Consider the following 26,093-nt stretch of genomic DNA (forward strand, 5'->3'; position numbering starts at 1 on the left):
CAACAAAATAAGGAATTTTTAAAGTTGATTTATGAATGTAGGAAAAATGCGTATGTTGGAGGATTTACTTGAAAGAAGTCTTCGATCAGCGCTTCCGATTACACGGGTGAAGCGTCAACGCATGCTTCTAGGAAAAGGTGCGGAGGATGAGGTTATCACGACATGCCGGTTCATTCTCGTCCTTAACGGCAAGTTGAAATACACGATTGAAGGGAATGATTTCTACTTTGGAAGTGGAGCGCATTTTCTAATACCTTCCTGGCACCGACGCTGGTGGTCGGCGGTGGATACTGGCTGTGAAATCATTTGGTGCGAGTTCTATGACGATCCCAAGGAAATCCAGCGCGGTGGGTGTTTTTACCGCCAGCTTCCATCCGCAGAGCAATTGCAGACAAAGGGGCGCTATCTTGAAATGTTGCGATTGTGGGAACGGGTTGAAGAGTCCAAAGTCGCGGAGACGAAACTACTGCAGTTGGAGTTAGAAGGTTGTCTGAAGGGAATGCTGGCTCGGTTCGTTCCCAAGGTGGAGACCGACCCTACGCATACTATCAATGAGTCACGCCCGCTGCATCCGGAGATCAAACAGTCGTTGCAATGGTTGGAGAAACATTATGCTACCCCGAACGTGTTGGAGAAATTACAGCACCGTAGTTCGCTGACGCCGAATTATTTTCGATTGCGCTTCAAGGAGGCGCTGTTGTGCACGCCTGGAGAATATGTAAAGCAGCTACGGCTAAGGCATGCGCGGTATCTACTGCATGAAACTGAATGGCAGCAGAAGCGAATCGCGACGGAAGTTGGATACGCTGATCCACTATACTTCTCGCGGGTTTACCGCGATTTCTGGGGGCATAGTCCGAGTGAGGAACGGCTGAAAGGGACCCACCAGTAAGTTTGACTCTGGATACTTGCGTGAGCTTCATCTTCATGAAGCTGATTTTCTTTAGCGTCCCGGTGTCAGGTTGACGAGTTGTTAGACCTAACTGGGGGAACAGCGTTGAATGCATCCGGTGAGGGAGAAGGAGATTTTTGTTATCTACTCTCCTGTTTTGAACAGCCGATGATGACCTTAGATTTCGGAGCAGAATTGCGCAATGTCAACAGTTTGAGCAACTGCCAGTTTGCTCATTCTTGTTGTGGAGGTTTTGATTCGGGCATAGTTTGAATTCTTCAACCCTCACAACCCCTAACTCTTATAAGATTATGAACGACTACTCGCCCCACGCGTTGAACCGCCGCGCCGTTTTGGCAACCAGCGCCTTGCTTATCGTAGCTAACCTCAGCTTCGCTGATGACCTCACTTGGGATCTCCCCGGAGATGGAAACTGGAACACGACTGATCTAAATTGGGACAATGGAGGTTCCAGCGTGGCTTGGTCGGATGGAAACGCGGCCATTTTTAATGGTTTTTCTGCATCTACGGATGTTACTCTGCAAAACGACATCGTCGCCAGCAGCCTAACACGTAACAGCACAGACGGTGATCAAATTTTGCGCCTTTACGACTTTTCTATCGATGTATCTACAATTTCAATTTCTGGAACTGGTGACATCGATTTGTTCTCTTCGTTAACCGGCGACCATGATTTTACGCTGACTTCCGACAACAACGGGGGGCGGCTGAACATCAAAACGGCTGCGTCCTACACCGGAGACACCTTCCTTGAGAACAATGCTTATTTCTTGTCCGATGGGGTAAGCAATGCGCTACCAGTGACTACGACGTTGAACATGACGACGAACACCACGTTCCGCATGCTCAATGTGGATCAGGAGCTTGCTGGTCTGGAAGGCCGTGGCACTATTCGTAGCTCGAATGCGACGCTGACTATCAACACCAAGACAGGCGCCGTAAATAATTTTAACGCGACAATACAGGATAACCTAAATATCGTTGTTACAGGTAGTGGCTCGCAGCGTCTTTTTAGCACGTTGAATTATTCCGGATCGACGACGGTTTCCGGGGGCACGCTCATCATTGGCAACAACTTGAACAACTCCTCCTCAGTTATCGTGAATGGTGGAGATTTGCAAAATGACGCCGGTGAAAGCATTTCACTTGGTGTTGGCAGCCTTTCAATGAGCGCTGGTTCGATCACTCCTGGAGGGATCGGGGCCGCTGGGACTTTAAACGTTGCAGCTAATCAAAACTTTACGGTTACTGGTGGCACGCTGAACTTCGATGTGGGCACGGATATGGACCAAATTCTTGGTTCTGGTTCCGGCATCTACAGCATTGAAAACGCCACCATCGCACTCAGTCTTGGCGATGGCTTTGACTACGAGAACAGCTATGAGCTGGTTAGCGGATTCGCGAGTGGCACGCTTGGAGATGTCACTGTGACAGGCTACGATACGGCGAACTACATTGCCAACCTAGATAGCTCTTCTGGCGCTTTGAGCCTGAGCTTCGCTGCGATTCCAGAACCGTCTGAGATTGCCTTAGTATTCGGTGGTTTGATGGGGCTACTTGCCTTCATCAAGCGTCGCCGCTAGGACAATTTTTCCTCCACAGAATTATCGTACGTAAGTGCTGTCATCTGTTTGAATATTACAATATGTTTTCGATTATGAAAATCTTTAGCGCATTCAATGCTGTCGTGGCGATGGTCTTACTGTGGGGCATGACCTGCCGGGCTGAGAATTTACTCTACAACGGAGACTTCGAGGACGGCGAGGTGAGTTGGTCTCTCTTTGCCCCGGGGGACGCTTCCGTTAGTGGATGTGATTGGTCGATTACGTTGGAGGAGTCCCACAATGGTACGTCTTCGGCAGCTTTGATCTCTCCCGAACCTGTGCGCTATGGCATCGTGAACTACGTGAAGGATCATGTATTCATGCCGGGGCAGCGCTACCGTGTGACCGCTTGGGTTAAGGCGGGTGAAGATTTTCAGCCGAATTACGACAAGCCAGGCTTTTTGCTCCGTGTCACGATGTTCTCTACCGTGGATGGTTGGGACAACGCCACGAATGGCATCCTCTACCTGGGTGTCAATGACCGGCTGATGCGAGGGAAGGACATCAGTGTTTTCGATGGCCAAGTCATGCCTACTGAATGGACAAAATTGGAGGCTGTGTTCGAGGCATCTCCAGAGACGGCCAAGATGAATGTATCTCTTTTCGTTTGGGATGCAAGCGGTAGCTTTTATGTGGATGATGTGTCCCTGGAGCTAGTGGATGAATCAACTCCGCTCTCCGTGAGTATCGAATAAATTTAGGGTTGAATTATATCAGATGGGGATTGGGGGATCTCCACTGATTTCAATAAAGGTCGGCAGTTAATTTTGCCGGCCTTTTTTGCGCCCTGTTTACCGCTGCTTTTGTTGTTGGACTGTTTGCCCCGGGCGCCAAGCGCCCTCCACGAGCATGCGAATAGGGGTTGCCGGAATGCCACGCTCACCGCGTTGCAACATGCCGACTAAAAAATCGATGGCGGTTTGCCCAATGAGTTGGCCTTTCTGATCAATGCCAGCGCGAAGATCGTTTTCACCACTTTGGCTGAGCCAGGCGCAGCCAATGTCTTGGGGGACGCGTAGGCCCATTTTGGCGAGCATCTCGGTGGTTGGCTCATCGGTGTCGCTGATGATGACGTCCGGTTTGTATTGATTAAACCAAGCTACGAGCGCTTCGCGGTCGCTCTGTTCATCGGGGACAATGCAGGCGGGTATGTGCTTGCGCTCGGGATGGCGTTGCTGAAAGCGCCAGTAGCTGGATGTGTAGGCGTTGTCGGTTTTGCTGTCGACGTATTCATGCAGAAAAACGCCAATGCGCTGGTAGCCGAGCTTGGCCAATTCTTCGAGGGCCAGACTCATGCTGTGAAACTGGTGATTCGTCGCTAAATGGAAGAGGTGCGGCGTGATGCTGTAGCCAAAAGTGACGGTAGAAAATTGCTCATAGTCGAGCTCGAGCGGTTTGCCGGGATTTTCGATCGGCGGCAGTAAAAGGCCTACAATGCCTCGACTCACTAGAATTTGAGAGAGTCGCTTAGAGCTCAAATCGCTATCGCGTAGCTTAAATTCTTCGAGAGAGTAGCCCAACTGCCGCGCACGTTCGCTGGCTCCAGTGTAGTAATCGTTAAATGTGGGCTGATCACGCAGCTCATGTTGATTAACCCAAGTGTCAATCCAGGCAATGGTCGATTTGTAGTGAACGGGTAATTTTGTTTTACGGTATGCGTTGAGCGCCGACAATGCCGGATCGGGTACGTAGCCCATTTCTTGCGCCAAAGTCTTAATCTTTTCGCGAACTGCAACGGAAACCCGAGGATGGTCGCGAAGTGCGAGACTGACGGTGCTATAGTGGACATCAGCGGCCTCTGCGATATCGCGCAACGTTACCCGGGAATTCATGGTTCAATACCAGTGTTTGAGCTGTGCAATGTCAACAGTTTGAGCATACATTGACTCGTTCCCAAATTCGGTCTCGGTAACAATACTGTAAATGCCCCAGGAATCGGAATTACAGACTACAATACCCAATCAAGGCGATACCAGAAAAGCGCACCGTATACTTTGTGCGTTAACCGAGGATGAACTCGCGTTATTCTTTCCTGATGGTTTGCGCATTACAGGCGCTGAGCTTCGTCATTTTTGTCTGGAAGATGGTAAGGATTGTTTTCGCCGAAGTCTCTTGGAATTCCAGCCTGAGTTGATCATTAGTTGTTGGAATACACCGACTCTGCTTGAGCAGTGGCGCGAAGAGATGCCATTTTTACGCTACGTTTGCCACGCAAGTGGATCGGTCCGTAATTTGTTGCCCAGGTCTTACATCGAGCACGGACTGATCGTCACGAATTGGGGCACGCTCGTTGCAGCTAATGTTGCTGAACATGCATTGCTCTTGATTCTCTCTGGTCTGCGCCGTTCCTCGGAATGGCCAAGCGTGATCTCAGGTGAACGTGAATGGCAACCTTCGCCGATTGTCACGCGCACGCTTTTCGGCAAACGCGTTGGACTGCATGGGATGGGGAACGTGGCGCAGAATTTAATTCGATTGCTGAAGCCGTTTGAGGTCAGTGTATTTGCCTACTCGGAAGGGGCTCCATCCGCGCTTTATGACGAGTATGGCGCTCAGCGTTGCGACAGCCTAAAGTCTCTCTTTGCCCACAGCGACATCCTCGTAGAGTGCGAAGCGCTGAATGAACATACTTTGGGCTCGGTGACTCAAGTGGAGCTGGAACAACTCCCCGATGGCGCGTTGTTTGTTAACGTTGGGCGTGGCGCGGTTGTCGATGAAAAGGCGCTTGCTGCATTGGCGTCATCAGGTCGAATCGATATCGCGCTGGATGTTTACAGGGAAGATCCGATTGAGCCTGATTCTCCACTGCACCATGTGGAAGATGCGGTGCTCTCGCCACACATCGCCGGTCCGACTTCTGATCAATTTGCCCGTTGTGGCGAGCAGGCGCTTCGCAACATTGCCGCCTTCATGAAAGGTGATCCGCTACATGCAGTCGTTACCCTTGATATATACGATCGTGCAACCTAAGAGGTAATCGACTCACCGTATACTCCTTGTGTCATTTTACCGAATGGCCGTTTTTGCTTTATGAAGTTTGTTTCTCGGATTTTTTCATGCCTTTGTTTTTTATCTCTGGCTGCGTGGGCCAGCGACGATACTGAATATGTCTCGCCGGAAGCTGTAGCCGAGTCACTGCGTGAGCATGCTTCCGAGTGGGAAGCTGCGATGCTATCCCATGCGCCGCGTTTGTTTTACGATAAGGAAAAATGGCCGAAAATAGCGGCTGATATTGATACGATGAATGGCCTGCGTGCTGAGTATCGCGAGCGCTTTTTTGCCGAAGCTGATCGCTTGCTCGATGAGCCTGTCCCGCAATATTTACCACCGGAAAAAGTGGCTGGCACCCGAGGAGATGCACGCACCCTTTATAGCGCCCGTGAAGAGCTTTGGCAACGCGATGTTGGCAACCAGATTTTTGGCTACGCATTTGCCGTGAGATTACGCCCGGATAACGCCCTATATCGTGCGCGTCTACATGACTTGGTAATGGCCGCTAGTCAGTATCAATCTTGGGGGCGGCATGATCCACCGATGGGCAATAATGCGGATTTGGCGGCGGGGCATATCGGCCGTGGTATTGCCTTGGCCTATGATTGGAGTTGTGACCTATTCACCGCCGAGGAGAAGGCTCAAATACGGCAGATTATAGCTCGTCGCATGCCGAATCTATTACGCGCATTATACGGCGATGCCTATTGGGCGCGTGGTTATGAGGAAAACCATAACCATGTGAGCGTCACGGCTCTGGGCTACTGTGGCATTGCGTTTTATGACGAAATACCCTCGGCGCCGATTTGGTTGGCGGCGGCGCGGCTAAATTTCATCAACGTGGGCCGGAGTATGGCGGCTGATGGCAGCTCGGTTGAGGGCGTGTCCTACTGGACTTATGGGATGGAATACATCTTGCAGTTTATCGAAGCGACACGCCCGATCATCGATTCTGAATCCCTCTATGAGCTGTCGTTTTTGCAGAACGCAGCGAGCTACCGCCTGATGGCTTCGACTTCGGGGTTCGGTGGAAATTTGCTTTGGGGCGATGCTGTAGCGCGTGATTGGCATGGGCCGCATCATATTTTGTTTGGGCTGGCTTCGGTTTATGATGATCCCGATGCAGCCTACCTCGCAGAAAATATCGCTTATCCGCTCAATGGTGGACTCGACCAGTATGCGCTGCAAATGCTCTGGGCCAGTTTGGCGCCAACGCCGGAGAGTGCGCCTGAGCAGTTGGACCATCGTTTATCAGTGAACGATATGATTACGACGCGAAGCGGCTGGGGCGAGAACGACTATTTGCTTAGCATGAAGGCGGGCTACACGAATCGCAATCATAGCCATCTAGATGCTGGGGCTCTGACGCTGGCATTTGGCGATGATTGGCTTTTAACGGCGCCAGGCTATGGCAAAGGTGGGGGAGAGAGTCATTTCTGGCAACGCCATGGCCCACGTTGGGAATATTTCTCGAATGCCACCGAGTCGCATGCGACGCTTTTGATCAACGGCAAAAATCAGCGATTTGATAACAACGCGAAAGCCGTGGTGACGGAGTTTTTATCGGCTCCAGATTGGAGCTGGGCCTCAGTGGATCTGAGCGATGTATACGATGATATTTCAGAGACTACACGTGCGGTATTGCACCGGCGCGGTGATTACATTCTAGTGCTTGATTATCTGCAGGCGTCTGCGCCGGTTACGGCGGAATGGTTGGCGCACTTGCGCTATGAACCGGATGTGTTGACTGGTGGTATGTTCGTTGATGGCCAGAAAGGCGATTTGTTTATCCAGTCAGTGGTTCCTGCGTTGGACTTTGCGCCACGCCAACCGACAAAGGAAAAAGTTGACGTGAAGATGGAACGACACCGAGGCTACACGCTCGCCCAGAAGGGGAGCGAATTGTCTTTCGTGACGTTGCTTCAGCCCATTGCCAAGGGCAGCGGAGTGCAGCCTCTGGAAACCGAAGCACTGTCAAGTGAGCCGGGGCAGTGTCAACTGATCGTCAGTGACGGAGATTGGGTCGATACTATCGGCTGGAACGAGCAGGCGCCTGAACAGCCAGTGGATTTAGGCGTGGCTCAGGTGCAGGCTGAATTCGTTGCTTTGCGAAAAAAGGATGATGCGGTAAACTCTTTAATCGCGATTGGTGCGAGGAAAATATTCTTTGCGGATTTTACTTTTGAATCGAAGGTTCCACGTAATTTTGCAGCTCGAGTCGGTAGTGATGGCGTATGGGAAATTACGGCGGTCGATGATATTATTGAACCGATTGTTCTCGCCGATGGAGTACGTGCTAGCCAATAGTGACGAACTGCATGTTGCTCCAGTATGAAAATTGAATACATCACCCTCGTTGTATACCTTGGCGTCTTGTTGTTATTGGGCGGGCTTTTTGCCCGATTCAATAAAAACCTGAGCGACTTTGTGCGTGGTGGCGCGCAGGGAACCTGGTGGATGGTAGGCACCAGTATGCTGATGAGCGGCATCAGCGCCTTTACGTTTACGGGTAATGCGGCGGCGGCTTATGAAGGTGGTCCAAGCCTTTTAATTATTTACGTGGCCAATTGTCTGGGCTTTGCCATTGGCGGGCTTTTTCTGGGGAAATGGTTTCGGCAGACTCGTGCCTACACGACAGCGGATGTTGTGCGCACTCGTTTTGGCACGGCAGTGGAACAGTTCTCTGCAATCTCAGGTGTATTTCTTGGCCCCTTTGGCGCGGCGATTCAGCTTTATGCGCTTTCGCTGTTTGCGAGCACGGTCTTGCAGATTGACCTTGTCCCCGTGTTGATAGCGATCGGCGTAATCGTCACTTTTTATTCGACGACAGGAGGCAAATGGGCAGTGATGGCAACGGATTTTGTGCAAGCACTGGTCATGTATTCGATCACGCTGCTGGTTTGCTTTCTGGCGCTGCGAGCAGTGGGTGGCTTCAGTGGTTTTATCGAATATTTCAGTGATCCGCGAGTTGCGGAAGATTATCGCTTTATCAACGACGCCGGGCAGTTCCCAGGAGACCGATTTACCTACCAATGGGCCGTGGTGGTCTTTTTCATGCAGATCTACTCGCAGATCAGCATGAGCGCGGCGGGTCGCTATATCGCTGCCCGCGATGGACGCGAAGCCGCCCGCGCATCCTGGTGGGCTTTTGCTACGATGGCGATTGGCAGCGCGGTGTGGTTCATCCCGCCAATGGTCGCACGCTTTATGTTTGAGACCGAGCTTATGGATAGCGGCTTGGATAAACCGTCGGAGAGCTCTTATGCATTTATCGCAACAAAGCTATTACCTAATGGTATGCTTGGGATGTTGATTGCGGCTATGTTCGCAGCGACAATGAGTAGTATGGATTCCGGCCTCAACGCACAGGTGGGTAACATTGCTCGAAACATTGTGCCGCGTTTACGTGGCGCGCTCGGCTACAAAGATGAGCTGGCGCCGAAGACGGAGATTCGCATCTGCCACTTGTCAACGATTGTCCTTGGCGCGATTATCATCACCTACGGCTTGCTCATTGCGAGTCAGACAAAGTTTGCGCTATTTGACGCCTACCTGATTCTAGGCTCGGTGATTGGTGTGCCAATGGGCTTTCCGATGCTGATGGGGCTGTGGATCAAGAAACTGCCCAAGTGGTCTTATTTCCCAATTTTCGGAGGCTGTATGCTGCCGTCCTTCTGGTCGTTTTGGGTGCAGCATTCCACTGGTGAGGAATGGACCATCCAACAGCGCACCATGTGGATTTTAATCTTTGGTTTGGTCGCGACGATCATCTGCCGGCTGTTTTACCGATCAACATCGGATAAGTCCCGCGCTGATGTAGATGAGTTTTTCAAAACGATGCACACACCGATTGATTACGAGAAGGAAGTCGGCTCCACTAGCATCGACTACGATCAGTATTTCGTCTTGGCCAAGGCTGTCTTTGGGGTGGGGGCTGCAGTGCTCTTAATTCTGTTGGTGCCGAACGATTGGGGCGCTCGCGTTTGTATCTTGTTTGTCTCTGGCTTTATTCTGGCGTCCGGTGGGCTTTTATATTGGGGTGGCCTGCGAGCCCGTCAGAAAGTGCAGGCAATCATCGCGGAGCGAGATGCAGATTAGCACGGTGTCGGGGCATATGTAGTCAATTGAAAGCTGCCCCAATCTCAAGAGTGAGGAGTTTCATGGACCAAACTCGATACTTGAGCGAATTGGCTGACTCGGTGCTTAGAGCTCTTTCCCTTTAAATGGTCCACTCTGGTGGGAGCGGAATTTAAGCTGGGAGTGCTCTAGCCTTATTCCTTCGGCTTTGGAGTGCGTTCGATAAAGTTACGCACGAGCAGTTCTTCAGTGACTGGGCGGTCTTCCGATGGTTCTTGGTCAACCAGGACAATGGTTGAGCGCGAATTGGGAATCAGCACTTGAGGCGCGCTGACGCGCAGGCTCCATTTTTCTTTGTCGAGTACTGCGGCTTGGAGCCATACCTGTAGTTTGTTCGAGTAGGGAAACTGATGCGATTGCGAGGTCTCCAGCTCGGCGACTTCATCACCGACTTTGATCATCGCTAGTCGTGGTGAGTAGTTAAACACGCGCATAAAGCCAGTTGGGTGGAGTTCCCATGAGTCGTTCACGACTTTCAGGAGAACTTCGTCAGTGTTGAGTGGATTGACATGAAACAGAATTAAATAGGGCCCGGCGTCTTTTAGCGTGAAGTTAGCGATTTCGAGCTTTTGGGGTGGGGCGCCGGGTTTTTCGCCAGGTATCTCGCGGTAGATATCAACCTGCTTGCCGATGTCGGCTTGATACGGCGAGGAGAAGCCGGTGCTCCCAGCCATGAGCCGCTTGGCTTCGCCATCGTAGTCGTAGTAGACGTTGGACAGTGTTTTACCGAGCGCCAAGGTGCGAAAGCTGGCTGCTCCGCTTGCTGCCTCTTGCGCATGTAAGCTGATGCCGATTATCGCGACAAGTAGGTTGCTGAGGCCGAATTTTAAAGGAAATTTGAGGTGCATTAGATTTCTTCCGGGGTAAGCCATCGAAATGAGACAATGTTAAATTTGCGACCGAAAGCCCTGTTTTGCTGACTCAGATTATTTAAGGTGTCTTCGGGTGAATTGGCGTCGGAGTCGATGTAGTCGATTGTGCGCTGAACGACCGCTTCGCACCACGCGCGGCTCTCTGCCTCCTGAGTAAGTGGGTTAATGGACTCGCCATAAGTGCGAATGACAAAGGTGTCCGAACGTGCGGTTAAACCGGAACCAATGGCGGAAAGCACATCGGCTTGAGTGAGAAATTGTGGGGCAAAGGCGGACGTTGAGCCATAGGGAACCTCACCGTTTAGTGTGCCTCCGTAGCCTTGCATCAACTCAAGATCAAACTTGCTGCCACGGTAGTTCGGTAAATCTCCGGATGGGTGGTGGAATGGGTTTGTGCCTGAATTGCCATACGCTAAATCTTCACCATTATTGACAGCGGCAGTGCCTGAGATCGTAGCGTCAATTGCGGCTTGCAGCGCACCTTTGAAGCGCTCGTCGTCAACGGTGTCAGGATTGTCCGTCAGGCGACGATTGATAAAATCCGCCATCGAAACGAACGGGCCGCGGTTGCGAATTTCAGTGACTATGTTTTTCGCTAGCTCGGCAATCTGTTCCTCCGTCAGTTGACGGTAGCCTTGCAAAGCCCAAGCTTGCGATGCGTCGATATCAGGTGCTTCTGTTGGTCGACTAAAGCGGGGGAGCGCTGCTGATAATTTATCTGCGGATGAACCGTCGGCTACCGGATCATATGGTAGCTGATTCAGGCCGCCAAGTATTGCGCGCCAAGCCTGTTCGGAGGTGCTGTTGATATTAAAGCCGCCCTTAAGACTGAGACCAGACGCGGCCAATTCTGCATCGCGTAAATCTGCATCTGACAGATTACCGTTGTTTTCGATTCGTGGGTTGACGAGTTCCGAGGGGATCGCGCTCCCGCTCGTGTCAGTGTCTGTGCCAGTACCTTCATAGGGAATCGTCGAGACGAAGTAGCGATCCCATAGCGCGCGATTTAGCAGCCAGGAAATATCGTAGTAGGAGGTAATTTTATCACTGGGGGTGGGCAGGCTGCTAGCGCCATCATAGGCTAGGCTAACTTCGCTCCGATTATCTAAAAAGTGGTAGTCGGCCAAGCTATTGCCAATTGGATATGCAGGATATGTGTTGATGTAAGACAGGTTGGCGTGCTGCAGCTGTCCCAATGATAGCAGCGGCAAATCTTGGGGACGGAACTCAAACAAAGTAGCGTCGACGATCCCTGTAACGGAATCTAAGCTGATCCCGGCGGAAGCACGCTTGCCGGTTGTCTCGGCGTTGAAGGTCATCCAGGGACTTTCCATACCTCCTCCGCCGCTGAAGTTGGCGGGGTTTACGTTGGAATCACCCTCGGATTCGGTTACATATAATGATCGGGGGTTGCCTTGAGCGATCCAGCGCACATCAGGATAAATGGAGGATGAGGGGGGAGCTGCTGCAAAGTTTCTTTCAACGTACATCACCGAGCTCGGTTGGACGACATAGTCATCTAATGGCGCGGGACTTTGCAGGAATTCATTGCGGTTGTTGTGGAGATTGTTGTTACTATCTTGTGCTGGAGATAAACGCGTGATTGTTTGGTGCCATTGTTGGTCGTTGTGATCTGTAGTGTCGTAGCCGCGCGGTCCTTGTTGCATGGCTTCACCAAAGTAGACGGCAACCTCTCCACCGGACATGCCAAATGAATCCGTGACGGGGTCGACCATGCGTGCGCCGCTTACGCGGAACTGTGCATCGACCTCATCGCTTTCAAAGCTCACTGCGTTAGCACCGAAATCAAGATAGGCATGCCCTGCGCCGTATAATCCATTGGTCATGATATTATTCGCTGGGCCGTAGCGATCTGCGTCATAGGCAACGCCACTTTGATCTTCCGGCAGCGTAAATATTAAACTGGCCCCTGGTGGTATTTCAGGGCAATAGATTTGGAAGCGGACATACGATTCGGCTGGGAATTGACTGAGTGTGGCGCCCGAACCGAAGTTGACCGCTTCCTTGTGCTCCCATTCTTCACTGTCCTCATTGTACACCTGCAACTGATACCAGGCTCGGTAGCGACGATTGATGCCGATTTCGTAAGTGTGCGCGTTGATTGGCGCCGTGTAGGGATTCCACAATACGACCAGCGGAAATAGCGCCAGACGAATCGGTAAGCCTTCCGCCTTGCCATCTGGCGCATAGTAGCGCATGCCGAGGGAAAAGTAGGTTAAAATTGGCGCAACGCCGACATCAGTTGTGGTGGGGATGCGTGGTTCCAACCCGCCCGAGTTAGGAGATGTGGTCTGAGCAAATGACCGTAGCGCACCCCAAGTTGGCACGGCGAAGGAGTCATTGCTATCATCGGTGTTCGGTTCGAAGAGGTAAGCCGTATCGGCAGGGGAGCTGGCTCCTGATGCTAAGAGCCCGGATAGGTCCTGCTTCAATCCGCCAGCATAGCTGTCGACCAACAGAGATTCGGAATGTATCGTAATCGCATGCGGATTGGCTTGCATGGCAGTGATCATTGCATCGGAGTCGTTTGTCGCGAGGAATGACAGCTCATCTAAAGAGTTCAGCAACGCTAGGTCGTTGGAAGAAGGGTTGAAATTATCTCCAATGAGCAAGCTCTGGTCAAAGGCGTTGGTTTCGACTCGGTCCATCAGCTCAATTGCAGTGCGTTGCGCTGTGACGAATGCTTTGTCCAGGTTCGCTGTTTCGGCCATGTCGAGGGTCGCGTTCGCTTTAGCGCCTTCGTCGCCAACCCACCAACCGTAGCGGCCGGTTACCACGGATGCAGCATTTTCTTTGATGTCGACCAAAGGCGCTGCGACGTAGTCAAATACCGATGAGGCTGTGCCCGCACCGAGAAGGAGCACTTGGGTGTCGTTGAGCGTGGGTTTGCTGTCAGCCTGCGTTAGATTGATCGTGCTGGTTGGCGTGTAAGCGAATGCGTTGGGGGCGCTGAGAATGTGGCCGTCGTCTGCAACATCATTTTCTGGCGTGAAGTTGACGTTCTCATTGCCGCTAACTAACCAATTAAGCAATGTCGCTTGCGAGCCCTTGCGGTCTGCATTGCCCGTAATTGTGCCAGCAACGGAGGATGGCTTTTCGGCGTAGTCGATTGGAGTCGTGTTGCCATAGACGCCAATCCAATTGCCGTTAGCATTGGTGGTGTCGGCGAGTGTGGCGTCCATGTCGGCGCGAGCAGTAGTGCGTTGGTCGGGGCCGGCGTATTTCTGCAATTGGCCGATGGCGATATTGAGCGCGAACAAGGCGTTTTGCCGTGCGATGGATGACTGCTTTTTTTGTGTGGAAAGTTCAGTCTCGACCCGGGTCAGCGTTGTTAAGGAAATTAACAACAGGACCATCATGGCCATGAGAAGGATCGCAATCACCAACGCGAAACCGCTGCGTTGAGCGGTGAGGGCATTGGCCCCCTTTCGGAGTTGGTTTGGGTTTTGCATAGGGTGAGGAACTTCTTGGTTATAGGCTTAATCGGCGCATATGCTACTTCTTCAAGTGTTCCTTGATGAAGTCTTCGTATTCCCGGCGCAGTTGAGAAGTTGGAACGGACATTTGATGATGCCCCTGATCTGGAACGCTGATGATGCGTTTCGACGAAGGTAGTTGGTTGTAGGCGGCAAAAATTCCCGGAGGTGGGCAGGTGATGTCAATCAAGCCAACTGCCAATAGTGTGTCAGCTTTGGAGCGTGCGCTGAAGTACACTGCGTCAAAATAACGCATGGTGTTGGCTATTGCGTCTCCCTCGGTCGTGCCGATTTCTGCCTTACCCAAGCCGGGCCAACCGGAGATATCACCAGAAATGTCGCAGAGACCGGGCACGATTGCGACAGCGGCGGAGACTCGTTCGTCCAGACCGGCAGCGGCAAGGACTTGGCCGCCGCCCTGGCTGATGCCGTAGGCGACAAGATGCTGGCCATCCCACTCCGGTTGGTCGCAAAGGAAATCGATCGCGCGCATCAGTCGGAGAAACATGCCTAGAAAATAAAAGTCGTCGCGGTTTTGGTTACCTTGGTGGCGGTAGTTCTTCAGTTCGCCCTCGGCCAACCTATCGTAGTAGGATTGGGGTTGTCCGTTGAGCATGCCATGGGCGTTGATGTCGATCACGATGGCGTTGTACTTTTCGGCGTAAGATAAAGTTTGCACAAGGCTGGAGCGGCACCAGCCGCCGTCTACTCCCGCAGCGTGGAAAAGGATAATTGCTGGGCAACTGCCGGGCGCCGCGTCTTTCGGGGCACTATAGTAGCCGCGCACTGGTTGGACATCGAGACACGGGATTTCGACATTCGCGTAGGTAAAGCCTTCTGCTATGCGGTTGATCTTATTGCGGTGGTCTGGATTCTTAGCCTCCAGTTCGAACTGCTCGGCAGTAAGCGGCTCAATGGTCGGAGTCGCTGGCGAGGCGGCAAGACGTTCCTTTTGCCTGGCCCAAAATGCATCGAAATCATCCGGCGGCGGAAGCTTTGGTTGGAACGCTTCGGTCCCGAAAATGACACCGGCTTCTGCGGCTGGACGCTTGACGTCGGGCAGGCGTACCGAGCAACGAAACCATCCATGCTCCGGCGATGTGTAGCTAATGGCTTCATCGACCAACTGTGAATTCAACGGTTGCGTAGAGACGGTGTCCCAACGGTTTTGCCAGATGCGATATTCCGCGATGTCGCCAATTGCGGCTTCGTCACGCTTCACCTGAAAGACCGCAGTTTCACCGATGGCGTAAACGCCGTCAGGATGATCCACGCTTACGCTGTATTGCGATTGTGCGGCGTGAACAGGGACCCACGAAAGGGTGGCGATCAGGGTTGTGAGGATGGATTTTTTCAGTGCCATTACAGTGCTTTCGAAAGTGTGGTTTTCGCTTCGCTTTCGGCAGAGGCCAGATACGCAACTGCGTCGATGAAAACGCCAGCTGTCCAACCCATCATGGCTGGCGCCTCCGTGCTCTCATTGGTTGGAGCACATGTAGCGAGGTTGTCGGGATTGATCAAGTAGCCTGCCTCTTCAAAGGTGCGGTGTGAGCCGTCGAGGACGTTGTACTTTTCCCACAAGTCGCCGGTTTTTTCAAAGGTCTGGACGACGCTGGTCACGTATTTAGATGCGATGCGTCGCGCGTCGTTATGATAGCCATAGCGGGCCAGGGCGCGGTAAACCAGATGCTGAATGCAGGCCCAAGCGTTGGGGTAATCCCACTGCTGCGGCTGTGCTTGAGGAATGCCACTCGCGACGCCAAAGGCATGCTCTAGTTGAGGCAAAACGTTTATCACAACAGCCTTGGCTTGCTCTGAGGTAGCGCATCCAGCCCACAGCGGTTGGAACGCGGCTGCGGTTGGCTGCACACTCGTCTCTTCTTGTCGGAAGTCATAGTCGGTGAAAAACTGTAGGTCTTTGCGCCAGCAGTATTTTTCAATCAATGCATGGCGCACGTAAGCTTTTTGACGCCATTGTTCGGCCTCTGATTGAGGCGCCCATTGGGCCAGAAGATTTTCATAAAGCCAGAGATTGGCGTTTAAATCAACAGGACAAAAATCCGGGCAACGCCGGTCGAAACGTGAGTTGAAATCCCATCCAGATTCGCATTCCGCCAAGGCAAGCGCAGTTTCTTCCAGACAGTCTTCTGGTTTTCGATGACTCAAGCCGAGTCGGTGTTTGATGGTTTCAAAAAAGGTAATCAAGTCCTCCCGACTGGCGTGCTGACTGTAGCGAGAAAGGCCCGTGGATGAGAGTCGTTGTGTCGTCCAAAAGTCATACTCGCGTTGAATCAGTGGATAAGCTTCGGCGATCAGCTCGGTATGGCTCAAGCGGCGGGCCACGACGTCTACCAGTGGCGCCAAGTAGGGAGGCTGTGAGCGCGTTAGGTAATAAGTACGATTGCCATTAGGCACGAAGCCATAGCGTTCAACTTGGGCCAGCAGGTTTCGCGTGTTGTTCAGCGCAAGTTCGTGATGGCCAGTTTCCAGTAGGCCCAACGTTGTGAAATAAGTATCCCAGTAGTAAAGCTCCTGGAACGCGCCTTTGCGACAGGGAATGGTGTACGAATAAGGAAGCCCGATCAGTGTGCCGTCGTCGTTGGGACAACTGCGCACGGTTTCCTCCCAATGACCAGCGATGAAATCGCGGACTTGGCTAATGCGTGCGTCACTGATGGAAATCGAACTCATGTCAGAGAATTACGGATTTAGGATTTCAGCTGAATCGACGACGACATCATCGATGTAAAGGTGGTAACTCGCTGCCGTATCGCTGGAGCTGAAAAACACGCGGTCGACGAAATTTATCGGATTGCGCAAGTTGGCGCCTTGCAGGCAGAACGTTCCGTTTAAGTAGATGTCGGCCTGGTTTGAGCTGGGGCTGACAATGGCTTCAACTTGATGCCAGGTGTTGGCCGGGATGGCGCCGAGCACGACATTACTGCCATCGGCTTGTCGGTAGAGCAGGTTGCCAGAGCCGTCCGTAACGAGCTCGATAGCGGCTGTGTCGCCAGCCAGCACCTTCATGACGTGTCCGTCGACAATGCCGTTTTCACGGAACTCCCACGATACGGTCACAGGGTTACTTTGCGGCACAAAGCTTTTCCACAGACTTGGGTAGCCACTCGTGTTGCCATCCCAGAGTTGAATGCATTTATCGGTAGCGCTGGGAATCTCACGTACGGCGATGTTGGTGCTGCTGTCTAGATTGTAGGTCCAGCTTTCCGGTCGGCTGCTCGTTGCCAAATCGTCAAAGGTCTCGTGAAGCGCTGGAGCCAGGTTTGAGATAACGATGTCATTTACATAAAGGTGGTAGGTGTAGGACTCGTTACTGGTGCCAAACAGGATGCCATCGAAGTAATTCGTTGCTGTTTGAAAGGACCCCCCAGTCAGGTAGCGCACTCCGTTCACGTAAATATTTGTCAGGCCTTTTAGCGGATCGACGATGAGATCAACATCGTACCAAGCTCCGGTGGGGACAGCTTGCAGCACATGATCTCCATGGGCGTCGCGGTAGACTAGGTTACCACTGAGCGTGAGCAGTTCAATCGCCACTTCGCTGCCTGAGAGCAACGCCATGTGGTGCCCTTCGCCTAGGAGCGATCCACCGCCGGTTTGTTTAAAGCTGAAGTGCAGGTTGAAAGGTGACGTCAATTGGGGAATGCTGCGCCACGCCTCAATTTGTCCGAGGGGATTTCCGTCCCAAAACTGCATAGACTTGTCCGTTGCGCTTGGTGTTTCGCGAACAAAGATATTGGTCGTCGTATCGTTGTCCACGCTCCAGCCAGTGGGCCATGATCCGGTGGTCATTGCGTCGTAGTTTTCGGTAAAAATAACTGCACCAAGCTCAGGTTGGCTGTAGCCAGCTCCGTAGTCAGTCGGTTTGACCAAATCGAAGGCGTTTGTAGGATTACCCACGATGTATGCAATGTCGTCGAAGTAAATTTCGCGGGTTTCATTGGCATCGTAGTTTGTGTGGTCCCAGCAATACTGTCCCCACTTTACATACGCGCCATGGGTCATTTCTTCGTCACTGTTCCAGGCTCCGTTGCCTAGATTGATGCCAATGTATTCGACCGTTGGCGTGGACTCCGGAGCACCGTCGAACCATGCGCGTAGGATACCGGTCTCATTGCGGGATAGCTTGCAATAGAGAATGAAGTCATGCCATTCCCCCTTGGTCAGGCTCGGCGCGATAGTCGAATACACGGTGACGGTTTTGCCACCATTGCCGGTTCCATAAGCCCCCTCCAGGATGAGGGCGCCAGTTGCCTCAATGCCGACAGTGATGGTTATATTCGTTGCTGGAAGGCTTGAATGCCAGGCGTGAATTTGCCCAAAGACGATGGCCTTGCCCGGACTGGGGAAGCTTTCTGGCGCGTAAAGACTGAATCCAAGCCAGCCTTCACCGGTGATGCGATCCAGGTGAAAGCCGGATGATCCTTCGACGCTCTTGCTGGAGCGGTTGCCATTGTAGAATTCAGAATTCCAGACTAGGTGGTGAACCTTGCTGCCAGAGCGTGCAGGAAAACCAGTGGGGGAGATGATTTCCGCCGTATTTCCGGAAATGACTTCGAGGTTAAAGGGCGATACGCTGCCGTCCTCAAAGTCTTCGGATGCGGTTTGCGCGCTGGAGTTTATGGAGATTAGCAAGAGTGCTGCACTCAATGTGATGCATGCGGAAATATTTCTCATGGGGCTATTGGGATACTAAACTCATACAATCCCATGCGCCTGCTCATGCCAATCTATGCTATAATCAAACTGTTGAGCAGTCTTATGAACCGTGTTCGCTGTTTTTGAAGTGGGCTGGCATGCATTTGGGGGAGTGGCGCCCTTAAGTCGTGACAGTCGAGGGCTGAATGATAATTTAGCCACATGCCCTTACAGGATATTGTGGCTCCACTGATTCAAGCGCCGCTGCCTTGGTTTAGCCTTGGTCTGGCGGTTTTTACGGCATGGCTGATGGGCTTTTCGCGTAGCGGGTTGGGTGCGGGAGGCTTTGTTGTCTCGCCATTGATGGTGCTCGCGCTGGGCGCAAAGGACGGTTTAGCGATCATTGCCGTCCTGATGATTCCGGCGGGATGCCTGGGGTGCTGGCAGCATCGCAATAACGTCGATAAAAAGTTGCTCAAGCCGCTGGCGCCATCGGCTTTTCTGGGGACGGCGATTGGTGCGTTGATCCTTTGGGCGCTGATTGCCTCAGGGGAGGAGGCTGTGGTGCATCGGCGCCTTGAGTATGTGGTGGCGGGCCTCTCACTGTTGTACGTGGCGTTGGTTAGCTTTCGGGACAAGATTGCCAAACTTGGCGGCGGCGGAGGACCACCGACACCGAAGGGAGTGTTCGGCGTGGGCAGCTTGCTTGCGTTGAGCCAGACCATCGCCAACTCCGGTTCGCCATTGATCACGGTATATTTCGTCCGCCATGGGTTGGAGAAGAAGCAATTCGTTGCGGCGCAGAATTACTTCCTGCTGATTCAAAACACGATCAAGCTTATCCCGTTTGTGGCGCTCGGCGTGTTGCACATTGGCAATGCGGGGGCTGCACTGGTTCTATTTCCCTTAACGCTGTTTGGAAGTTGGTGTGGCAAGCTGTTTAACCGCTATTCATCCGAGAAATCTTTTTTCAAGCTTTACATCGCATTGCTGGTGATCGGTTTCATTTCAAGTGTGCTCCTACTTTGGGGACGCGCAAATTTCCTGGCGCTGTTTTGATCCCTCTCTGATGCTTTCCGATGCGGTAGGCTATACTGCTAACGAGCCGACTGGATGGTTGCTAGTCGCTTATTCGCTGGAAGGGCCTTAGCAATACACCTTAAGGCAAGCAGATTGCCGTTGGCAGGGATTCCCTAAATATAGCTGCTCAACAGTCTCAGCGCGGCGCGGACCGACTCAAAGGACGCTGTTTCGCTGGCGGTGTGGTAGCCGGTTGTGGGGATCTGCAGCGTGGTCCCGTTGATCGCGCCGCCGGTCGCGGCGACGAGTCGGCCTAGCTCAGTGCGGCCGAGGGACATCGGTTTCGGGCGGTCGACATTTTGCGCCTCGATCCACGCGTCCTTAAAGGAATAGCGAATGCCCAGTCGGTCGCACATTTTGACGACTTCACGGGTGAAGCCTGGGTCGAAGGCTGCTGTGGCGTCCTTGTTGCGTAGGACGAGATCTTGCTCAGCTGCGGCTTCAGGAGACGGGTAGGGGCTGGTGTCGAGCACGAGCAGCCGGGAAGTCATCACGCTGCCGCGCTGAAACCACGAGAGCGCATAGCGCCAACTACGGCCCGCTTCTTCCTGGGCGGTCAGCATCGCTGTGCCCTTGAAGCCATTGCGAAACAAATAAATAATGAGAGCTACGCTGAGCACGTTGTCGAGCTGTGCAGACAGGTGCGTTTCTGTGACCGCCAGGCGATCGAGGAACGACACTGGTGCGCCGGGCATCAGAAATTCCAAGCCCTTAATTTCAAAGATCAAGTTGTTGCGCTTGGGGCAGAGGTAGCTGTTGGCGATGACGCCTTGGCCCTGGTAGGTGCCGGTGTAGGGGAGGTGGGCCTGCACGCGCTGCCCGGTAAAGCGGTCGGCGATGGTGGCCATCATTTGCTCGGAGACGGAGTCGCCGGTCAGTTCGCCCTTATTGCCTGCGATAAAGGCCGCGTATTGGAACTCGTTTGGGCCAGTGCACAGCAAACCGTGCCGGTCAATGTGCGCGGAGAGAATTAGGCTGTCCGGTTCCTCGCCTTGTGCGACGAGCACTCCGAGATGCCGCTCGACTCGTACATTAACTTCTTCCAATTCGCGCCGAATCACGCGGAAAAACGAATCTTCCGCCCCTACCACAGAGGGCTCGCGCACGAGCAATTGGAGGATTTCACAGAAGTCAGAAAGGTCTTCAGGATACTTGTTCAAAGGCGTGAAATAGTGGATGCTGACAAGGCTAAAGCTGGAAAACTACAGCACCTGAAATGCCTACTGTCTCGCCAATACGCAATTCTTTTGATGGGGGTTTAAAATCCGCCTGGTTACAACTACACGCGGAAAATTGCGCCCATCTTTTTACCGAGGAGCAAGTTGGCGCCGATGATGGTGACCGCCAGGAAGCACATGGCCCAGACGCCGAGAGCGCAGGCGAGGTAAGGGCCGTCGCCAAGAAGGCTCATCAGCTCGAACATGGCTTTTGTGATGGGATAAAACTCCTGCTTTACCGCGAGGATCAGCGAGTCACTCACCTCCAGCATCGATTGCGAAAAAGCGAGAATTGCGCCCGCCAGCAAATTGGCCGTGATGAGCGGTAGCGTGACTTTGAACGCCGCTTTGATTGGTGGACAGCCAAGGTTTTGCGCAGCTTCTTCGTAAGTCTCGGAAGTCTGCTGGAGTCCCGCCACGGCGCTGCGCACCATGAACGGCAGCTTGCGCACGGCATATGCAATGATCAGTAACCAAGTTGGGTTTTCAATCGGGTTCAGGAAACCGAAGAATTTACCCTCCTGCGCCATGGTAAAATAGCCAAACGCCATCACCAGGCCGGGCACCGCCAAAGGGAGCATCGAGAGGGTGTCGAGTAAGCCGCGTCCGGGCAGCTTGGAGCGCACGACGACGTAGGCGATCGCGAGGCCGAATGTGGCGTTAACCAGCGTCGCCAAGCCGGCGTAGAAGAGGCTATTGCGGATCGCGGGCACGGTCAGGCCATTGCTGAGCGCCAGGTCGTAATTGTGGAGCGTCCAACCGGTCGGCAGCAGGGTGTCATACCAGTCACTGGAAAATGAAATAAGGATCACTGCAATATGCGGCAACAGCGCCAGGAAGCTGACTCCGGCAAATAGAGATAAGCAGAGCAGTTGGCCAAGCGCTCCGGGACGTTTGGCTCCGCTGGCGTGGCTGGCCTTGGCCATCATCGTGAAGGTGTTTCGGCCGAAGAGGCCTTTTCCGATTAGGTAAAATGCGACTGAGAAAACCAACATCACCGTGACCAGCGCGTAGGGAAATGGATTGTCGCCAACTTCTTTCAGACCGTCAAATATTTGCACTGAGGTCACTCGTGGGTAGCTAAAAATTAGCGGAACGCCGAGTTCGGTGAACGCCCAAATGAAGACGATGGTGCAGCCAGCGAATAGCCCAGGACGCATGAGGGGCAAAGTAATTTTCCAGAACTTCTTCCAACCGCGGCAGCCGAGATTTTCGGCGGCTTCTTCCATGGCGGGATCTATGTTGGCCAAAGAAGCGGCGGCGTTCAGGTAGAGGATTGGATATAGGCTGAGCGCATTAAGAACAACGATGCCCCAGAAGCGTCCGTCGGCTAACCAGTCAACGGGCATGCTTGGATCGATTAAGCCGAGTTTGGCGAGCACGACATTAAATACGCCATGGCGGCCGAGGATTTGTTGGATGCCGATGGCGCCGACGAAGGGGGGCAGCATAATTGGCAGTAAGGCGGCGCCGAGGCAGATCGCTTTGCCGCGAAACTCGTAGCGGTCAGCGACGAAGGCTAGGGGAAGCGCCAGTAGTAGTGCAAGTATGGTGGAGAATACTCCCATGCCGAACGCATTGCGCAGGCCTTCGAGGTAAATCGGGTTGGAAAAAACTTCAGTAAAGAAAGCCAGTGTGAATTCGCCATTGACGAAGAATCCGCCCTGCAAAATCTGCAGGATGGGCCAGATGAGAAAGCAGCCGAAGAAGGCCGCGCTGATCCCGTAGATTGTCAGCGAGAAACCGCGGTTCATGCGCGTTAGCAAAGCAATTGCGGCGCCGATAGCGAGTCGTTATTCGCGAATGCGCCGTTACGATTGCGAAAATGATCCGCGCTAGCTTTCAAAGGGTTCGCCCGGAATGTCGGCCTGATCGGGGAACCAGTGTCGTTTCGCGGCAATCTGCCCCAGTGGGGTCTCTGGGCAGCGTACCACGAGCTGTTTATAGAAGCGGTCAGCGGCGTAGGGATCACGGTTTTTGATCCACGAGCCTGCAATGCAATATATGCGGGCAGCGTTTTCGTCATTGTTGGGCAGAAGGCCGGCGGCCAGCTCTGCCAATTGCGCAGCACGATAACGGTAGTGGAATCGCTGATTGGGCCGAGCAGCGCTGCGGTCAACGCGGTCAATTTCCTCGTAACTGGGAACATTAACTGCATATCCTTTCATGTCGCGCTGGTCTCGACGCTCGCTGATGCTATGTGGCCAAGTATGTAAGCCGTCGCTCCAGGCAAAATCGGGGTCGAGTTCTGTACCCAGCAGCTCCATGCCGTAGTCGCGAATAATGCGCGCCGCGATCCAGTAGTGTTTGGCGCGAGTTTGCGGAGGTTGTTGATCGTCGCTGGCGGTCTGCATGGCGGCTATGTAAGCGTCAGCCTGGGATCGAAGTTCGCCGCTAAAGTAGGCGAGGGCGTCCTTAAATCGAGCCTCCCGCATGAGTCGCCGCGCAATGAGTTGGCGTGGATCACTGATCCAGAAATTTTGCTCGACTGGAATGCCCGGCGCAAAGAGTGACCACTCTAAAAGTTCTTCAGTGGTCATGACACGCTCCATTACGTAGGCCAAATCCAGCCAGCTTTGGGCGTTGGCAAAGCTGTTTGCCGCTTGCGAATAATTTTGCTTTCTCAGATAGAGCAGGCCGAGCTCTCCCCACGCGTGGCGAGTGTCAAGGCGATCCCAGTCTGGTGTCTCTTGATTACTTTGGCGAAGCAACTCGACGAGCAAGGTCCGGCCTTCATCGATGTGGCCATCACGCAGCAGCATTTTGCTCCGCACCCAGAGCGCCAGCGCATCATCCGGAGTGGCGTAGGCGAGCCAGTGGCGCGTTGCGGAGATATTGTTTTGCTGATACTCCAACAATGCAAAACGCCCGGCTTCGTTGACGGTTATCTCCTTAGGGCTGGGGAGGGCGGTAAGAAAGCGCTCGCGCCGATCCTTGGTTTCCGAGGTGTCGTAGCTGGTGAGCAAATGCGCGGTTAATACGGCGCGCACTTGCTCGTCTTTCAAGAGCTGGGCAAAGCGCTCTGCTGATTCTATTTGCCAGGTGTAGCCTGCGGTCCGTTGAAGGCTCAAACCGGCGTTCCAATAGCCCGTGCGCCATTGTAAGAGATATAGCTTGATGGCGCGTTGAAAATTCTCCTGTCGCAGTGCAATCTGGGCTTCGCGTCCATAGCTTGCAGCGGCTAGACCGTCTGGGTCGTCGAAGCCTTGTTTGGCAAGATCGCGAACGTGCTGGAAGGCGGCTATGGATGCTTTGTCTGGACTGGTTTTTGCCAGCATGAATGCCGCGCGAACAGACTGGTGCTGCCGTTTAGCTTGAGGCAGATCGAGTACCGCTTGCCAATGCTGGCGCGCTTGGTCGATGTTTCCAAGATAGTATTCGCGGGCACCGGCGAGATAGCGTTGGAATTCCGCAGGCAGCGAAGTCGGTGGGTGTTCGTTGCGCAGGCGAGCGATGACCATTTCCTGGGTTTGTTGCGCTGCCCGATAAGAGCGGTAAGGGGAAGTGTCGTGATAAGTCTTAGCGTCGTTCAGGAGCTGTCTGTAGCGTTGGTAGGCATTGAGGATTTGCGTGCGCTCGTTTTCCGGTATGTCTTCGTTTCGCAGCGTGACTAATAAGGCTTCGGTGGCGTTGGGGGATTGGTCTTCAACGAGCACGGCAGTAAAGGTGGGCTCAACAGGCAGAACCTGCTCCAACTCTTGCAGGAAGCCCACTTGCGGAGCGCTGAAGAAAACAGAGTCGTTGCGGACAACGTAGGGCACGGGAAGCCACGGTCCACAGGCGATTGCCGCAAGCGGTGTCAGCAGGGCGAGAGCGGTGAGGATTTGGCGAGTCTTCATGGTGTGACGGTTAAGCTGAGGGACGGTGTTTGGGCAAAACGAACCCAGCCCAGTGTCCAGGATTCACCTTGTGAAAGTGGTGGAGAGTTGGAAGGGCGCTTCCATTCCAGAGCGTTTTCTCCGGAATGGGTAACGGTGAAATTCCGCTGCCCATCCCAGGCAATGGCGGCTGCACCTTGCCAGTGCAGCGTTACTTTATCTGGAGGGTCGCTGGCTATAGGGGAGGATTGTTCGAGCAGAATTTCGACCAGGCCATCTGACTGTGTCACTACGCTTGCACGCCAGTTTGGCAGTATGCCTTGTCCAAGCCGAACAGCGCGCCAAGTCGCCGCGTCCCAATTGAGCCGTTCTTCGCCAACGGGCAGGCGATACCAGATGATGCCGCTGCAGTTTGGTAAGGGCAGTTCATTGAAGCGGCAAACAAGCTGAGCCATTTCAATTGGATCGGATCTCACCTCCTTATAATGCTGATCATTACCCTGTGTTGCCGCTGTGTCTTCGGCGCTGACGCTGATTAACTCACCATCGGCATTGTAACCTAGGAGGTATCCGTAAGTCGGTAGGGCAACTTGAAACGTTTGACCAAAGGCGTCTGCTTGTTGTGCCCATTTGAGCGCCAACTTTGCATCGCAAAGTTTAATTGCTTTGCTTGAAAAAGTTGGACGTTGAATGCTGTGAACCTGCAGAACGTAGCGGTCTGCGGTATGCACTAGTTGGCGAAAATTATCTGGTCGCGTCATCCAGGTGGGAAGTGTGGTTATGGACAGTGGAGTTGTTCCCAGCTGTATGCGCAACTGCTGTAGCCAATGTTGATAGCCAGTTAATTTGCTGGTGGCGCAATCAAAGTCGATTTCGATTGCTGCTGGCTCTACACCTGCTTGTTGGGCGCGTTGGAGAACTTCACGGACGAGCTTAAGCAATGTTTGCGTGGTCGGTGCGTCGTTGGAAAATGGACCTGGGTATTGACCTACGCGAATGGCTAGCGTGATAGGCAGTTGGCAGTCTACTAAAGTTGGAAAGTCGATACTGCAGAACGAGACTTGAGCACCTTCCGGCGTCGGCGTTATTTCCGCAGCTAAAACGGTGAAGCCATTGAGTTCATTGACGTGTTCGATGAGCGCGCGCTCTAGCTTTTCGCTCCATGTACGCTGCCAGATGTAGGCATCTTGCTCAATCGTCGCAACCGCAGTGCTATAGGTTGATAATAGTGATGATAGATATAAAATGAGTAGAATTGAGGTTCTCATTGTCTTGCGTTATTGCATTGGACTCTTGGTCTCTCAGAAT

Annotated in this window: 17 protein-coding genes; 7 read left to right on the plus strand and 10 right to left on the minus strand. The window is 53.1% G+C overall.

Annotated elements, in window-relative coordinates; all coding sequences use genetic code 11:
• Positions 1-31: 31 nt before the first annotated feature.
• From RBB63_RS08545 to RBB63_RS08555, 3 genes are all read left to right on the plus strand, one after another.
• The gene (locus RBB63_RS08545; RefSeq protein WP_309383115.1) at positions 32-892 is read left to right on the plus strand and encodes a helix-turn-helix domain-containing protein; all 861 of its coding nucleotides are present in this window, start codon (positions 32-34) and stop codon (positions 890-892) included.
• A 311-nt stretch (positions 893-1,203) separates the two neighbouring features.
• A complete protein-coding gene (locus RBB63_RS08550; protein WP_309383117.1) occupies positions 1,204-2,496 on the plus strand; it encodes a PEP-CTERM sorting domain-containing protein in 1,293 nt (430 codons plus the stop codon).
• Positions 2,497-2,570: 74 nt separating this feature from the next.
• Entirely contained in the window at positions 2,571-3,212 is a 642-nt protein-coding gene (locus RBB63_RS08555; protein WP_309383119.1) for a carbohydrate binding domain-containing protein, read from the plus strand.
• A gap of 96 nt (positions 3,213-3,308) precedes the next feature.
• On the opposite strand, the gene RBB63_RS08560 is transcribed toward RBB63_RS08555, so the two are convergent.
• Positions 3,309-4,349, minus strand: coding sequence for a LacI family DNA-binding transcriptional regulator (locus tag RBB63_RS08560; protein ID WP_309383121.1), 1,041 nt, complete (start codon positions 4,347-4,349; stop codon positions 3,309-3,311).
• A 91-nt stretch (positions 4,350-4,440) separates the two neighbouring features.
• On the opposite strand from RBB63_RS08560, the gene RBB63_RS08565 reads away from it, so the two are divergent.
• Genes RBB63_RS08565 through RBB63_RS08575 form a run of 3 tightly spaced genes read left to right on the plus strand, consistent with a single transcriptional unit; the run spans position 4,441 to position 9,606 of the window.
• Complete coding sequence (locus RBB63_RS08565) at positions 4,441-5,487, plus strand: hydroxyacid dehydrogenase (RefSeq protein ID WP_309383123.1); 1,047 nt, start codon at positions 4,441-4,443, stop codon at positions 5,485-5,487.
• Positions 5,488-5,547: 60 nt separating this feature from the next.
• Positions 5,548-7,815: a heparinase II/III domain-containing protein gene (locus RBB63_RS08570; RefSeq protein WP_309383125.1), complete on the plus strand. Its 2,268-nt coding sequence runs from the start codon at positions 5,548-5,550 to the stop codon at positions 7,813-7,815.
• A 24-nt stretch (positions 7,816-7,839) separates the two neighbouring features.
• The gene (locus RBB63_RS08575; protein WP_309383127.1) at positions 7,840-9,606 is read left to right on the plus strand and encodes a sodium:solute symporter family transporter; all 1,767 of its coding nucleotides are present in this window, start codon (positions 7,840-7,842) and stop codon (positions 9,604-9,606) included.
• A 173-nt stretch (positions 9,607-9,779) separates the two neighbouring features.
• Here the strand turns inward: RBB63_RS08575 and RBB63_RS08580 are convergent, their stop codons facing one another.
• Genes RBB63_RS08580 through RBB63_RS08600 form a run of 5 tightly spaced genes read right to left on the minus strand, consistent with a single transcriptional unit; the run spans position 9,780 to position 18,709 of the window.
• Positions 9,780-10,493, minus strand: a complete 714-nt coding sequence (locus RBB63_RS08580) for a hypothetical protein (RefSeq protein WP_309383129.1) — start codon at positions 10,491-10,493, stop codon at positions 9,780-9,782.
• Positions 10,493-13,990 (minus strand): hypothetical protein, encoded by a 3,498-nt coding sequence (locus RBB63_RS08585; RefSeq protein WP_309383131.1) that lies wholly within the window; start codon positions 13,988-13,990, stop codon positions 10,493-10,495. The genes RBB63_RS08580 and RBB63_RS08585 overlap by 1 nt, the downstream gene beginning before the upstream one ends.
• Positions 13,991-14,033: 43 nt before the next feature.
• Positions 14,034-15,377 (minus strand): acetylxylan esterase, encoded by a 1,344-nt coding sequence (locus RBB63_RS08590; RefSeq protein ID WP_309383133.1) that lies wholly within the window; start codon positions 15,375-15,377, stop codon positions 14,034-14,036.
• Entirely contained in the window at positions 15,377-16,705 is a 1,329-nt protein-coding gene (locus tag RBB63_RS08595) for a trehalase family glycosidase (protein ID WP_309383135.1), read from the minus strand. Before RBB63_RS08595 ends, RBB63_RS08590 begins: the two co-directional genes overlap by 1 nt.
• 9 nt (positions 16,706-16,714) lie before the next feature.
• Positions 16,715-18,709: a heparin lyase I family protein gene (locus RBB63_RS08600; protein ID WP_309383137.1), complete on the minus strand. Its 1,995-nt coding sequence runs from the start codon at positions 18,707-18,709 to the stop codon at positions 16,715-16,717.
• Between the two features lie 183 nt (positions 18,710-18,892).
• On the opposite strand from RBB63_RS08600, the gene RBB63_RS08605 reads away from it, so the two are divergent.
• Positions 18,893-19,729, plus strand: a complete 837-nt coding sequence (locus RBB63_RS08605) for a sulfite exporter TauE/SafE family protein (protein WP_309383138.1) — start codon at positions 18,893-18,895, stop codon at positions 19,727-19,729.
• A 134-nt stretch (positions 19,730-19,863) separates the two neighbouring features.
• Here RBB63_RS08605 and RBB63_RS08610 read toward each other — a convergent pair whose 3' ends face one another.
• From RBB63_RS08610 to RBB63_RS08625, 4 genes are all read right to left on the minus strand, one after another.
• Positions 19,864-20,910, minus strand: coding sequence for a hypothetical protein (locus RBB63_RS08610; protein ID WP_309383140.1), 1,047 nt, complete (start codon positions 20,908-20,910; stop codon positions 19,864-19,866).
• A 119-nt stretch (positions 20,911-21,029) separates the two neighbouring features.
• On the minus strand, positions 21,030-22,721 hold the full coding sequence (locus tag RBB63_RS08615) for an ABC transporter permease (protein WP_309383142.1): 1,692 nt from the start codon (positions 22,719-22,721) through the stop codon (positions 21,030-21,032).
• Between the two features lie 81 nt (positions 22,722-22,802).
• Positions 22,803-24,806 carry a hypothetical protein gene (locus RBB63_RS08620; RefSeq protein WP_309383144.1) on the minus strand — a complete coding sequence of 668 codons (2,004 nt, stop codon included), beginning with the start codon at positions 24,804-24,806 and terminating at the stop codon, positions 22,803-22,805.
• Positions 24,803-26,053: a DUF3142 domain-containing protein gene (locus tag RBB63_RS08625; RefSeq protein ID WP_309383146.1), complete on the minus strand. Its 1,251-nt coding sequence runs from the start codon at positions 26,051-26,053 to the stop codon at positions 24,803-24,805. The genes RBB63_RS08620 and RBB63_RS08625 overlap by 4 nt, the downstream gene beginning before the upstream one ends.
• Between the last annotated feature and the right edge of the window lie 40 nt (positions 26,054-26,093).

Origin of the sequence: Cerasicoccus frondis, from assembly GCA_031296915.1 — a bacterium.
GTDB classification, from domain to species: domain Bacteria; phylum Verrucomicrobiota; class Verrucomicrobiia; order Opitutales; family Cerasicoccaceae; genus Cerasicoccus; species Cerasicoccus frondis.

Coding starts and splice junctions, on each gene's coding strand:
- RBB63_RS08545 (WP_309383115.1), top strand. CDS start 32: ATGAATGTAGGAAAAATGCGTATGTTGGAGGATTTACTTGAAAGAAGT.
- RBB63_RS08550 (WP_309383117.1), top strand. CDS start 1,204: ATGAACGACTACTCGCCCCACGCGTTGAACCGCCGCGCCGTTTTGGCA.
- RBB63_RS08555 (WP_309383119.1), top strand. CDS start 2,571: ATGAAAATCTTTAGCGCATTCAATGCTGTCGTGGCGATGGTCTTACTG.
- RBB63_RS08560 (WP_309383121.1), bottom strand. CDS start 4,349: ATGAATTCCCGGGTAACGTTGCGCGATATCGCAGAGGCCGCTGATGTC.
- RBB63_RS08565 (WP_309383123.1), top strand. CDS start 4,441: ATGCCCCAGGAATCGGAATTACAGACTACAATACCCAATCAAGGCGAT.
- RBB63_RS08570 (WP_309383125.1), top strand. CDS start 5,548: ATGAAGTTTGTTTCTCGGATTTTTTCATGCCTTTGTTTTTTATCTCTG.
- RBB63_RS08575 (WP_309383127.1), top strand. CDS start 7,840: ATGAAAATTGAATACATCACCCTCGTTGTATACCTTGGCGTCTTGTTG.
- RBB63_RS08580 (WP_309383129.1), bottom strand. CDS start 10,493: ATGCACCTCAAATTTCCTTTAAAATTCGGCCTCAGCAACCTACTTGTC.
- RBB63_RS08585 (WP_309383131.1), bottom strand. CDS start 13,990: ATGCAAAACCCAAACCAACTCCGAAAGGGGGCCAATGCCCTCACCGCT.
- RBB63_RS08590 (WP_309383133.1), bottom strand. CDS start 15,377: ATGGCACTGAAAAAATCCATCCTCACAACCCTGATCGCCACCCTTTCG.
- RBB63_RS08595 (WP_309383135.1), bottom strand. CDS start 16,705: ATGAGTTCGATTTCCATCAGTGACGCACGCATTAGCCAAGTCCGCGAT.
- RBB63_RS08600 (WP_309383137.1), bottom strand. CDS start 18,709: ATGAGAAATATTTCCGCATGCATCACATTGAGTGCAGCACTCTTGCTA.
- RBB63_RS08605 (WP_309383138.1), top strand. CDS start 18,893: ATGCCCTTACAGGATATTGTGGCTCCACTGATTCAAGCGCCGCTGCCT.
- RBB63_RS08615 (WP_309383142.1), bottom strand. CDS start 22,721: ATGAACCGCGGTTTCTCGCTGACAATCTACGGGATCAGCGCGGCCTTC.
- RBB63_RS08620 (WP_309383144.1), bottom strand. CDS start 24,806: ATGAAGACTCGCCAAATCCTCACCGCTCTCGCCCTGCTGACACCGCTT.
- RBB63_RS08625 (WP_309383146.1), bottom strand. CDS start 26,053: ATGAGAACCTCAATTCTACTCATTTTATATCTATCATCACTATTATCA.